13 protein-coding genes are annotated in these 12,674 nt (G+C 52.9%); 12 read left to right on the forward strand and 1 reads right to left on the reverse strand.

Going from position 1 to position 12,674, the window contains the following annotated elements; all coding sequences use genetic code 11:
- Nucleotides 1-74: 74 nt before the first annotated feature.
- The 9 genes from AC07OI_RS19085 (at nucleotide 75) to AC07OI_RS19125 (ending at nucleotide 6,536) form a co-directional block, all read left to right on the forward strand.
- Nucleotides 75-527: a hypothetical protein gene (locus AC07OI_RS19085; protein ID WP_492701189.1), complete on the forward strand. Its 453-nt coding sequence runs from the start codon at nucleotides 75-77 to the stop codon at nucleotides 525-527.
- 302 nt (nucleotides 528-829) lie between these two features.
- Nucleotides 830-1,162 carry a DMT family transporter gene (locus AC07OI_RS19090; RefSeq protein ID WP_492701191.1) on the forward strand — a complete coding sequence of 111 codons (333 nt, stop codon included), beginning with the start codon at nucleotides 830-832 and terminating at the stop codon, nucleotides 1,160-1,162.
- Nucleotides 1,163-1,179: 17 nt separating this feature from the next.
- Entirely contained in the window at nucleotides 1,180-1,521 is a 342-nt protein-coding gene (locus tag AC07OI_RS19095; protein WP_495258319.1) for a low molecular weight protein tyrosine phosphatase family protein, read from the forward strand.
- A 76-nt stretch (nucleotides 1,522-1,597) separates the two neighbouring features.
- A complete protein-coding gene (locus AC07OI_RS19100) occupies nucleotides 1,598-1,807 on the forward strand; it encodes a YgaP family membrane protein (RefSeq protein ID WP_495258320.1) in 210 nt (69 codons plus the stop codon).
- 1 nt (nucleotide 1,808) lies between these two features.
- On the forward strand, nucleotides 1,809-2,411 hold the full coding sequence (locus AC07OI_RS19105; protein ID WP_495258321.1) for an RNA polymerase sigma factor: 603 nt from the start codon (nucleotides 1,809-1,811) through the stop codon (nucleotides 2,409-2,411).
- Nucleotides 2,412-2,747: 336 nt separating this feature from the next.
- Nucleotides 2,748-4,166, forward strand: a complete 1,419-nt coding sequence (eat, locus tag AC07OI_RS19110; protein ID WP_492701199.1) for an ethanolamine permease — start codon at nucleotides 2,748-2,750, stop codon at nucleotides 4,164-4,166.
- Between the two features lie 2 nt (nucleotides 4,167-4,168).
- Nucleotides 4,169-5,566, forward strand: coding sequence for an ethanolamine ammonia-lyase subunit EutB (locus AC07OI_RS19115; protein ID WP_495258322.1), 1,398 nt, complete (start codon nucleotides 4,169-4,171; stop codon nucleotides 5,564-5,566).
- A gap of 12 nt (nucleotides 5,567-5,578) precedes the next feature.
- Nucleotides 5,579-6,379: an ethanolamine ammonia-lyase subunit EutC gene (eutC, locus tag AC07OI_RS19120; protein ID WP_495258323.1), complete on the forward strand. Its 801-nt coding sequence runs from the start codon at nucleotides 5,579-5,581 to the stop codon at nucleotides 6,377-6,379.
- Nucleotide 6,380: 1 nt separating this feature from the next.
- Nucleotides 6,381-6,536: a hypothetical protein gene (locus AC07OI_RS19125; RefSeq protein WP_492701205.1), complete on the forward strand. Its 156-nt coding sequence runs from the start codon at nucleotides 6,381-6,383 to the stop codon at nucleotides 6,534-6,536.
- Nucleotides 6,537-6,720: 184 nt separating this feature from the next.
- On the opposite strand, the gene AC07OI_RS19130 is transcribed toward AC07OI_RS19125, so the two are convergent.
- Nucleotides 6,721-7,572: a porin family protein gene (locus tag AC07OI_RS19130; protein WP_495258324.1), complete on the reverse strand. Its 852-nt coding sequence runs from the start codon at nucleotides 7,570-7,572 to the stop codon at nucleotides 6,721-6,723.
- A 248-nt stretch (nucleotides 7,573-7,820) separates the two neighbouring features.
- On the opposite strand from AC07OI_RS19130, the gene AC07OI_RS19135 reads away from it, so the two are divergent.
- From AC07OI_RS19135 to rsgA, 3 genes are all read left to right on the forward strand, one after another.
- Complete coding sequence (locus AC07OI_RS19135; RefSeq protein WP_495258325.1) at nucleotides 7,821-8,585, forward strand: SDR family oxidoreductase; 765 nt, start codon at nucleotides 7,821-7,823, stop codon at nucleotides 8,583-8,585.
- Between the two features lie 206 nt (nucleotides 8,586-8,791).
- A complete protein-coding gene (locus AC07OI_RS19140; RefSeq protein WP_495258326.1) occupies nucleotides 8,792-10,975 on the forward strand; it encodes a DUF4214 domain-containing protein in 2,184 nt (727 codons plus the stop codon).
- A gap of 361 nt (nucleotides 10,976-11,336) precedes the next feature.
- On the forward strand, nucleotides 11,337-12,434 hold the full coding sequence (rsgA, locus tag AC07OI_RS19145; protein ID WP_495258327.1) for a ribosome small subunit-dependent GTPase A: 1,098 nt from the start codon (nucleotides 11,337-11,339) through the stop codon (nucleotides 12,432-12,434).
- Nucleotides 12,435-12,674 lie beyond the last annotated feature (240 nt).

Genomic DNA, 12,674 nt, shown 5'->3' on the forward strand with positions numbered 1-12,674 from the left:
AACTCCTAATGGGTTCAAACTTGATAAGCATGAAGTTAGTCACCGCTGCCCGATGTTCCACTACTGGAGATAACATGAAGAAAGTTTTGAAAGCTCTATTACTTATTCCATCCTGTCTGGTTCTGGTTTCTTGCGCATCCGATAAAGTATCTGCGAAATCAGACCCATGCTTTGAACCACGGCTCGTAAGTGATGCCATCAAAAAACGCATAGAAGAAATCGGCGCCAGAAACAACCCCATCAATATCAAAAGCACGGGTGATGTTGTCATATATCTTGCACCTGGCTTCAACATTGATAATGCGAGATGTTCAGGATTTACAACTGAAATTCGGTCTGCATCGAACAAAATAATCCGTGAGCGTGAAACCGAGATTCTTCCTTATCTGAGAGATATCTGCATGCGCCAAACAGAACCTGGAGAAATTGATACCTCCCTGCTTGCACGGATGCAGGAAGAAAAAAAAGGGGCCGGACAGGCATTGATTTTTTTAGGCAGGCCGGGAGAATGCATTAGCAGTAATTGAACAAATTGGCGCTAGAATGATGTGCGTTGACACGGCTGGTTTGAAGAAAATCACATGCATTAATCTGTATATGCAAATCATGTGTGAACTACGAGATTAGTCATTCTTTTAACGCACTATCAAGCGCCACCTTTAAGGGAATTGTTTTTTTTTCACCTTGCGTTTCTTTCTGCATATTTTGATCTGGCAGCTTGCAAATATCTTCTTAAAATTCTAAATTTGCTCAAACATTCGTCGATCTGACAAGACTGTTCAGCCCGTCCCCCAGCATGCATAATGTCCTCTCACCAAGGACACCTATCATGAAAAACTGGCTCTTCCTGGCTATCGCCATCGTTTCAGAAACCATCGCCACATCCGCGCTCAAATCCAGCGAAGGTTTCTCGCGGCTTGCACCTTCGGTGCTGGTGGTTGCGGGATATGCGCTGGCTTTTTACTTTTTGTCGCTGACGCTGAAGGTAATACCAGTAGGTATCGCTTATGCTGTATGGTCGGGTGTGGGTATCGTGCTGATTACTGCCGTAGGCTGGTTCATGTTTGGGCAAAAGCTGGACATGCCAGCCTTCATAGGGATGGCATTGATCATTGCAGGCGTCATTGTGATGAATGTGTTTTCCAGCTCTGCCCAACATTAACATTGAAGCAGGTTATCATGTCCAATACCCCCATCAACGCCCTCTTCGTCTGCAGCCGCAATCAGTGGCGCAGCCCGACTGCCGAGCAAGTCTGGCGCAAGCACCCCATGGTGCACGCCCGCTCTGGTGGTACCAGCCCTAATGCCCGCCACCCTGTCTCTACTGTGGACATAGAATGGGCAGAAGTCATCTTTGTCATGGAAGAAAAACACAAGTCACGCCTGATGGCCTGCTACCGCAACCTGATAGGCCACAAGCCTGTGCATGTGCTGGATATCCCAGATGAATACAAATACATGGATGCCGAGTTGGTAGAACAATTGCAACAGGCTGTGGGGGATATTTTGGGTTTGAACTGATTTATTTCAAAATAGCTGAATCCTTTTGCGTGGGCGGACACTCTTGCTTAGTATCATTCACGACCAGGAGTTCACCATGTTCCATTTCAAACGCAATCTTCCCCTGTGGGAACGCGCCCTGCGCATCGTCAGCGGTCTGCTGCTGTTTTGGCTGGCATACAGTGGTAAAGTTGGCGGCATGCTGAACTGGGCCGTCATTGCCAGTGCTGTCACCATGCTCATGACAGCCTTCGTCGGCTTTTGCCCCGCCTGCGCCATGGTGGGGCGCAAATATCTGGATAACTGAGATGAACCTGTCCTGCCCTCAATTAATTGAAGCTGCCCGGCAAGGTGACGGCGCTGCCATTGCCGAGCTGCTGACGGTCTGTCAGCCGGACCTCAAACGCTTTGCCCGCCGAACCTGCTCAAATGCCGAGGATGCCGAAGACGCGGTGCAAATGGCCTTGTGGTCGCTGTACCGCAAGGTAGGTGCGCTGCGTTGTGCTGCCACCTTTGCCACCTGGATGTTCCGCATCGTTGAACGTGAATGCTTTCGTCTGTTCCGCGTCAAGAAATACCATGATGCTCTTGATGAACTCAGCGAAAACGACATGCCCACTGCTGCCACAGTACCAACCGATCTGCGGCTGGATCTGGTGCGCGCCATGGAACGCCTGTCACCACCTTACCGTGAAGTGCTGATATTGCGCGACGTGCATGAACTGACCGCCCCCGAAGTTGCAGCACAGCTGGGCCTGAGCCTGGAAGCCGTCAAAAGCCGTTTGCACCGCGCCCGTGCACAGGTGCGCGAGCAACTGCTCAACAGTGGTTACTGGCTCAAGGACGGTGCGCCTGAGGATGCGGGATTTGCCGGAGTTGTTGAGCGTGACGGAGGCAATCATGTTTTGTAGTACGTCCGTGACGGTGCATTTGCTGCGCGGTATTGGTGCGTTGAGTTTGGTGATTGCCGCTTTCCTTCTCGAACCTTTTGGCATGATATGGTCAGGGTTGGCACTCATTGGTGCATTTTTGTTGATGCGTGGGTGTCCCATGTGCTGGACGATGGGTTTGATTGAGACTTTGTATCAAAGGCGGAAGAAAAAATTATCGTAGGTTGGGCCGGGCCTCGCTAGGCTACGTTTCATCAGCCCAACCTACGATGCCCCTCCAACCCAACTCTGGCACTTGTGATAACTCCCCGAATCATGGATACTTGACTCACCCCTACCCCCACAGTGAGGCTAACCATGACACCTGATCAGGCCACGTCAAGCACGACTGCGCAGTTGAAACCTACGCTGGGTAGTTTGCAGTTGTGGGGTATTGCGGTGGGTCTGGTCATCTCGGGCGAATATTTTGGCTGGAGTTATGGCTGGGCATCTGCTGGCACTTTGGGTTTCACGGTCACGGCGCTGTTCATCGCGGCGATGTACACCAGCTTTATCTTCAGCTTCACTGAACTGACCACGGCCATACCGCATGCGGGCGGGCCGTTTGCCTATAGCAGGCGGGCCTTTGGGCCGCTGGGCGGCTTCTTTGCCGGGGCGGCTACTCTCATCGAATTTGTGTTTGCACCACCCGCCATTGCGCTGGCGATAGGCGCTTACCTGAATGTGCAATTTCCTGAAATCAATCCCAAGACGGCGGCGGTGGGGGCTTATCTGGTGTTCATGACGCTGAATATCCTGGGCATACAGATCGCCGCCAATTTTGAGCTGGCAGTTACCTTGCTGGCGATATTTGAATTGCTGGTGTTCATGGGCGTGGTGTCGCCGGGGTTTAGCATGAGCAATTTCACCAAAGGTGGCTGGGCCGGGCAGGATCATTTCAGTATCGCCTCACTACCAGGCATGTTTGCAGCCATCCCGTTTGCGATCTGGTTCTTTCTGGCGATAGAGGGTGTGGCAATGGCGGCAGAAGAATCGCGCAACCCGCAACGTTCCATCCCCATCGCCTACATAGGTGGCATCATCACCCTGGTGGTGCTGGCGATAGGTGTCATGGTGTTTGCCGGCGGCGTCGGTGACTGGACCAAATTATCAAATATCAATGATCCCTTGCCGCAGGCGATGAAGCTGGTGGTCGGCAATAACAGCAACTGGCTGCACATGCTGGTGTGGCTGGGCCTGTTTGGTTTGATTGCGTCTTTCCACGGCATCATACTTGGTTATTCACGGCAGATTTTTGCGCTGGCGCGCGAGAATTATCTGCCGCATTTTTTTGCCAAAATCCATCCGCGTTTCAAGACGCCACACCGCGCAATTCTGGCGGGTGGTGCCATTGGCATCGCTGCGATTTATAGCGATGAACTGATCAAGGTAGGCGGCCAGAGCCTGACAGCGAATATCCTCACCATGAGTGTATTTGGCGCGCTGTTGATGTATATCGTCAGCATGCTGGCCTTGTTCAAACTGCGCCGCAGCGAGCCAGATACAGTGCGGCCTTTCCGTGCGCCGTTTTATCCTTATTCACCAGCGTTTGCACTGATCAGTGCCTGCATCTGCATGGCAACCATGATTTATTATAATGCTTTGATATTCGGGATTTTTTGCCTCTTCCTGGGGCTGGCTTATATTTACCATGTCATGACTGTTGGCAAACGTGTTGCGACTACGCAAGATGAAGAAGACAGCAATCCCATGACGACAGAAACCGCAGCAAGATGAGCATGAAGGCAGCACAATTTACCCACATCGTCGGCACGCGCACTTACCAGTTTCGCGACCTCAAGGACTTGCTGGCCAAGGCCACGCCGCTGCGTTCTGGCGACTTGCTGGCAGGTGTTGCCGCAAACTCAGCAGAGGAACGCGTGGTGGCGCAAATGTGCCTGGCTGATTTGCCGCTGAAAATATTCCTCAATGAAGCACTGGTGCCTTACGAAAGCGATGAGGTGACCCGCCTCATCATTGATGAACACGATGCCGCCACCTTCGCCACCATCAGCCATTTAAGCGTGGGGGATTTTCGTAACTGGCTGTTGTCGGATGCGGCAGATACTGCGACGCTAAGCGCACTGGCACCCGGCATCACGCCCGAAATGGCAGCCGCTGTCAGCAAGCTCATGCGGGTACAGGATTTGATTTTGGTGGCTAAAAAATGCCGCGTTGTCACCGCATTCCGCAATACCATTGGCCTGGAAAACCGCATCGCCACGCGCCTGCAACCTAATCACCCTACTGACGATACGACAGGTATCGCCGCCAGCATACTCGATGGCTTATTGTATGGCAGTGGTGACGCAGTGATAGGCATCAACCCCGCCAGCGACAACGTGCCGCAAGTCATCAAGCTGCTGCACATGCTGGACGCCATCATCGATCAATACGCAATACCCACACAATCTTGCGTGCTTACGCATGTGACCAATACCATGGCAGCCATAGAGCGCGGTGCGCCGGTGGATCTGGTGTTCCAGTCCATTGCAGGCACAGAGGCGGCCAATAGCAGCTTTGGCATCAACCTCGCACTGTTGGCAGAAGCACGCAGTGCCGCCCTGTCGCTGGGGCGTGGTACGGTGGGTCAGAATGTCATGTACTTTGAAACCGGCCAGGGCAGTGCCTTGTCAGCTAACGCGCATCATGGCATGGACCAGCAAACCTGCGAGGCACGTGCCTATGCCGTGGCACGCAAATTCCAGCCCTTGCTGGTAAATTCTGTGGTCGGTTTCATCGGGCCTGAATATCTGTACGATGGCAAGCAAATCATACGCGCTGGTCTGGAAGACCATTTCTGTGCCAAGCTGCTGGGCTTGCCCATGGGTTGCGATGTCTGCTATACCAACCATGCCGAGGCTGACCAGGATGACATGGATATTCTGCTGACTTCACTGGCGACAGCAGGCTGCAATTTCATCATGGGCGTGCCGGGTTCAGACGACATTATGCTCAATTACCAGAGCACGTCTTTCCATGACGCACTGTATCTGCGGCGCGTACTCGGCTTGCGAGCAGCACCTGAGTTTGAAGCCTGGCTCAAGCAGATGGAAATATACAAGCACGATGAGCAACTGCATTTGCACGATGCCCTGCCTCGTGGTTTTGAAACTGCCTTGCGACGTTTGAAATAATTCAATAAAGAGATGAGCACAAACAAGCCCCCCGTCCATGCCAACCCCTGGCACGCCTTGCGCCAGTTCACCCAGGCGCGCATCGCCCTGGGCCGCGCCGGTGTCAGCGTGCCCACCGGTGCACAACTGGCTTTCCAGCTCGCCCATGCGCGCGCCCGTGATGCCGTGCACCAGGCACTGGATGTCACAGCACTGGCGCAAGCCTTGCAGCAAGCCGGTTATGAGAGCCTTCACGTCAACAGCGCCGCGCTTGACCGCAATACTTATTTGCAGCGACCCGACCTTGGTCGCAGATTGAATGAGGAATCGCGTCAGCATCTGGGGCAATTGTCATCACCACCAACTGACCTCGCCATCGTCATTGCAGATGGTTTGTCAGCCCCTGCCGTCGCACAAAATGCCTTACCCTTCATGGCAAGCTTGCAGGCCAGACTCACGCCTGAAAACTGGAGCATGACACCCATCATCATCGCCACCCAGGCCAGGGTTGCCATCGGTGATGAAACAGGCGCGCTACTCAACGCCCGCGCCGTGCTGGTATTGATAGGTGAAAGACCTGGCCTGAGTTCGCCCGACAGCATGGGTGCCTACCTGACCTGGGCACCACAGCCAGGTTTAACAGATGCTGCCCGCAACTGCATCTCCAACATCCGCCCGGATGGTCTAAGCTATGATGAGGCTGCCTATAAATTGCATTACCTGCTGACTGAAGCGCGCAAGCGTGGACTGACGGGGGTGGCCTTGAAGGACGAAACCGAAGCGCCGGTTCAGCTTGGCAGCCAGACCACATCCAATTTCTTGCTGGGAAAATAAGATGCATCAACAAATATCGCCAGATCATGGCTGTGATGTAGGGCTGGCATTGCCCCGTACACCACGCCTGCATACGGTGCATGACGGCTCAGGGACAGGGTCTGCCATCTTCGCCTCCTTAAAAGAAACAATGCCTGGCACTCTGCCCTCCGCTTAAAAAAGTAGGGTGCGTTGCAACGCACCGCTTGGGCGATCAACTACCCTAAGGAACTATTTTTCATTAAATCTCTCAACCAGCTCATCATTCGCATCATTTTTAGGTCTCATGCGGTGCGTTATAACGCACCCTACAGTACGAAAATTCGATTTCTGCCAACAGGCTACCAACAAGCCCATACTTTTTAAAATCGCGCTTTCAAATAAACAGAAGGCCCTGTCAGACGCAGATTCAATTGTGCGCTGTCTTCGCGGCCAAGGTCGCGTGTGAGGTCGATTTTGGATATGCCGTAGTCCGCCACGATACCGATATTCTCAACCGGGAACCACTCTGCGCCTATCGTCGCCGTGTAGATATGCCCGTTGATACTGCCGCCATTTTTTTTGATGCCTGAAGCTTCTGTAAACATCCGCACCGCTGGTGAAAATGCATGGCGCCAGCCAAGTTCAATCAAGGGGGCAAACGTGCTGCGCTCAAACGTATCTGCGCCATTGCTGTTTACGCCAGCCACTGTGCCACTCACTGTACCGCCTACCCTTGCCCGGTAATAGGCTGCGCCCAGCCCCAAGCCCACGACATCTGCGCCCTGACCTATCCACCATTTATAAGCCACCTGACCAATTTCCAAACGCGCTTTGGCGGCAAGTGCGGCAGTGCCACTCAGGGGCTGGCCATTCAGGGTAGTGCTACCGTCCAGGTTGGATGAGTAGGATTTATCGTAGCGGTAATAGTCAAGGGAAATACCCTGGCTGTGACCAAGCAAAAAATCTGCCTTCACTCTGGGTATGGTAATTCTTTCGCCATCATAAGACGGCGTCTCATACCGGCCCGAGGGGGTATTGACACCCAGTTGAAAACTGGTGTCGGCATTAAATGCGCCGATTGATACGCTGGCACGATCCAGCGCGGGAGACACAGTGGTATCAGCCGCAGATGCTGCTGCCATACAACTCAAGAACAACATTGCCAGGCCATGTCTTGCGAACTGCCTGCGCAAGTTAAATTGAGAAATAAATTCCGGTGTAAATCCAGCCATGGATTGCTCCTGACAATCAGTTGTTCTTGAGAAAATTTGCGCGCATTCTATGCATTTTTACGCATCTGTAATGAATGAAGGATAGCAAGCCGGCACGGCAAATTAAATGGCGTCTTTCTCAAAATCAGGTCGGCGATTTCCTACATGCATAGTCCTTTTTAAATCCCTCGTCCGTTTCTGGCGAGACATAGCGCCCTCCAAAACCAATACTGCAATCTCTTACCAACTAGAAGCAAAGAGGACACGACATGACAGTCTTGAACAACAAAATAGCCATCATCACCGGTGCCAGTTCCGGCATAGGCCGGGCAGCCGCCTTGCTGTTTGCCAGCGCGGCAGCAACAGTGATCGCAGGTGCGCGCCGACAGGCTGGGCTTGACAGCCTGGTGGCACAGATACAGCAGGCAGGTGGCCGTGCCGTTGGTATTGCAGGCGATGTCCGCCACGAGCAGTACGCGCAAACCCTGGTTGATTTTGCCGTCAGTGAATTTGGTGGCCTGGACATTGCATTCAATAATGCAGGCACCATGGGTGAAATGGGGGCGACGCCACAAGTGTCTGCCGCAGGTTGGCAAGACACGCTGGATACCAATCTGAACAGTGCATTTTTTGGTGCCAAATATCAAATCCCAGCCATGCTGAAACGTGGTGGTGGCAGCCTGATTTTTACATCCACCTTTGTCGGCCATACTGTTGGCTTCCCCGGTGTTGCTGCCTATGCCGCCAGCAAGGCCGGGCTGAATGGATTGACACAGGCACTGGCGACAGAATTTGGTGCGCAGGGCATACGCGTGAATGCGATCTTGCCTGGCGGTACAGAGACGCCGATGGCACATGAAATGAACCACACAGCAGAAGCAATGGCCCAGGTCGCTAGCCTGCATGCATTGAAGCGTCTGGCGCAGCCAGAAGAAATCGCCCAGGCTGTATTGTTTTTGGCATCGGATGCGTCTTCATTCATGACGGGTTCCTCCATGCTGGTGGATGGTGGTGTGTCGGTGAACAGGACTTGAAGTAGAACTTGAAGCAAATCTGATATAGGTGAACCGACACTTGCGACAGCAGGTGTCAGGTAGCCCTCTCTTGCTGCATCCTGCGCAGCATGTCTCATCAGGACAAAGGTGCCTGCATGTATACATTCGCCCTGTTTTTTGCGATGATGCCGACTCTTTTGGCATGTCTATGCCATGCACCTCACTCTGCATCAAGGTTTTTTTACATGGCCACTGAAGTCGACATCCAGAATCTGTACATTGCTTATTTCAACCGCCCTGCCGACAAAGCGGGCCTGGCTTATTGGAAGGATGCGAAGCTGAGCCTGCTGCAAATCGCACAAAGCTTTTCTGAACAAAAGGAATATGCCAGTGCCTTTGCCGGGTTCACGACTGAACAAACCATCAATGCCCTGTATAACAATCTGTTCAACCACAAAGCTGACGCAGAGGGTCTGGCTTATTGGAGCACCCAGATCAAATCCGGCAAGGTCAGCATAGGTGCGGCAGCGATTGCGATTTTGAGTGGTGCTACCGGGGCAGATTTTGTGGCAGTACAGGCCAAGAATGCGGCGTCAATTGCCTTCACTCAAAAACTGGCAAAGGATGCAGCGGCAAGCTATGCCTATAACATGGGTGGCACTGTATTTAACCTGGCCAAGAACTGGCTGGCACCCGTGGTTGATAATGCAAGTGGCACCGATGCAGTTAACAACCTGGGCATAGCGATAGAAAAGATAATTTTAAGTGCCCCCTTCGGTAGCGACAGACTCGCCAATACCACGATAGTTCAAGTAATTCCTGGTCAGAATAATACAGGCATGAATGCTGACTTCAGCTACTCTGCAGATGATGCTCAGCTACTGAAACCTGACACCAGCCTCACCGGTGGTGGTGGCAATGTGGCACTGAATGTGAATACCTATTTTTCACCAGTCAGCCATGCATCAACCACCGTCACGGGTGTACAAACCCTGAACTTGCAAGCGGGTTCGGACACGAGTTTTGCTGGCGCAGATTTCATGAACAGCTTCAAATACATCAACGCCAATAAGCTTAACGGCGGCGACAATATCGTACTGGGTAATCTGGCCGGCCAGACCGTGCAGCTCAATAATATTACCGGCAGTTCATCGGTTACATTGGGTGGGGCTAATCAGAGCGTGATTCAGGCAGCAGAACAGGGGCGCGCCTATATCAGAACAACAAATGCCAACCTGACGACCGCGACCCTTAATTTCATCAATGCCACGGCAGGTGAACATATACTGGAAATTACAGATAGTGGCACTGCGACTGTCGGCACAGCCAATATGCTGGGTATCAACAGTATCATTTTGCGGGGTGACGAAAGCGGACTGACACTCTCGCCTTCGCGTGCCATCGCCATCAACATGTACGGCACCAATGATAGTGCGCTGACGGTGAACAATGGCCAACAGGTCAACATCACTTCTGTCAAGGCATCCAGCCTGACTTTAGGTGGCAACAGCAAGTTCGTTATAGAGAATAGCCAGTTTCGTGATATCCGCCTGACGGATAAAGGCGGTACACTTAAGGTCAAGGACAACAATGACGGGCTGCATTCAATAGTGAGTAATGGGGCAACCACTGTCGATGTCAGCAATATGACTTCCATGCTCAAACTTGGTGGCGCAGGCTCTTATACCATCACTGGCCTGGGAATGCGGGCGGGGTCTTATATCTATAATGACGCAGCAACAGGTGCTGTCAATGTCAGCATGACAGGACCTCATAATTCTAACTATTTCACTTTCTTGCCTACTGCAGCAGCTCTTAGCACCGGCTCTGTCATCATTAACCTGGATGGCACGGGCATGCTATCACTTGGTGCGTCGGCCAGCAGTTCTTCTACCAGGGTAAATGTCAATGTGCCAGGAGCATCAATCAACGTGACAGGTGTCGCAGGCATAATTGACATTGTTGAGACAGAAGGTAAATCAGGCACATTCAATTTTAGTACCAGTGGCTTTAGCACAACAAATTTACTGCTTGCTACGACCGGTGATGGGAACGATCTGTTAAATATAAAAACCAGTTCATTCGGCAACATCAAAAATACGCTGACGACGATCAGCAATTTCAATGCTACTGGTACAGACAAGTTCATCACAGGATTGGCGGCGACAACACTTGGCTATTTCGCGATCACTACTTCTGACTTCGACAGCCTGCCCAAAAATATTATCGATGGCGCTATCGCGACAAAGCAAGCATTATTATGGGCAGCCGGACAAGCATATATCATCGCCGTCGATAGCGGCGAAGCGGCTGGCGTCTATCTTTATCAGCATAAAAGCAATATTGGTTCTTACGTTGGTTACGGTGACGTCCTGGTCAAACTCACAGGCATTGGTCACATCGATGTAACTGATATTATTTCTTCCTGAGCGGGTACACTGAGCTCGGCGTCTGGCGTGGCTTGGCCGCATGCAGGTCAGCAGGCAGTTTTTCCCGTTGACGCCCTCGCCCAGAGCTGGCACACTATGGCTTCCATCAACTACCACAGGAGACAAAAGCATGAGAACCACGGATATTGCCCTCCTGTCGGCTGCCTGATCTGCCCACATCGTCTTCTGGCGTTTTTAAAATTTCATCGCTAGTGTATTGATGCGCGTCTGATCGCGCGCCGACTTCCATTTTCTTTTTTCGCTCCTGCACGCCCCGGCTCTTTGTCATATTTGCCGTGCCTGCGGGATGGTTTAGTGCATCAAAAAATGATGCACGCCTGAATCTGGACACACACTTATCATGATCAATTTTGATTTCGCATCCCTGCGCCTGATCGGCCTGACACCTGCTATCGCCAACCAGCTGCATGCACTGGCAGCAGATTATGCTGACGCCGCCCATGTCGACAATGCCGCGCTGCAAATGGTGCGCATTACAGAAGTACACCGCGACAGCCTGGTCGCCCACAATGGCAACCAGACTGTGCAGGCACGCGCGCTGCCGCGCCTCTTACATGAACTGGCAGCAGACGATGACAGTCTGGCCGTTGGCGACTGGGGTTTATTGAGTGGCTCGAGCGACGATGCCACCAGCGGCTACCACTTCATCGCCCGCATGCCACCATTGACGCATCTGGCACGGCGCAATAATGAAGGGCGTCGACAAGCCCTGGCCAGCAACATCGATACTGCCCTGCTGGTGATGGGGCTGGACAGCGACTTCAACCTGCGCAGGCTGGAACGTTATCTGGCACTGGTACATGCCGCCGCAGTTGCGCCCGTAGTAGTACTGACCAAGGCCGACGTGCATGCAGACGCTCCATCACGTCTGGCAGAAGTCGAACAACGCCTGTCCGCCAGCGTACCTGTGTTTGCAGTCAACGGCCAAAGCAGCATGGCTGCAGACATGCTGGCCCCCTGGATGGCGGCAGGCCAGACGCTGATCTTGCTGGGCTCATCCGGCGCAGGCAAGTCAACGCTGACCAATACTCTAACCAGCAGCACGCAAGATACCGGTGCCGTGCGCGCCAGTGACGGCCGTGGCCAGCACACCACCACCGCACGCTCACTACACCTGTGCCCAGGCGGTGCCTGCATCATCGACACCCCCGGCCTGCGCACCCTGCAACTCAATCTCGACGAAGAAGCCCTCAGCGCCAGCTTTGCCGACATCGACGCCCTGGCCGCAGAATGCCAGTTCCGCGACTGCAGCCACCAGAGCGAACCCGGCTGCGCCGTGCGTGCAGCGGTCGATGAGGACAGGCTCAGGAACTATCAAAAGCTACTACGCGAAACCCGCCGCAACCAGCAAACCCCGCTAGACAGGATTGCGGCAAGGTCAAAGTGGAAGGTGTTGATGCGCTCGGTAAAGGAGAGGGATAAGGTGAAGCGGGGATAAATCAGATTTGAATTCAAGGGCGCGGCACATAGCTGACGTGACGTGCTGCGCCTTGCTGCACCATAGATTTGTTATATGCTCTTTGTAGAGCATTCCTGTTAAGCGCACCATCAACAATACTACTGCCAATCTCAAAGTCGTCGCTCCAGCACAGGCTGGGGCCCAGTGACGCTAGTCGCAACCCGCAAGTATCGACAGATTTCAGAGTCTTGCAAGCGACATCTGAATGGTCTCACTTGC

The organism is Undibacterium sp. GW821-FHT07F11 (assembly GCF_059418665.1).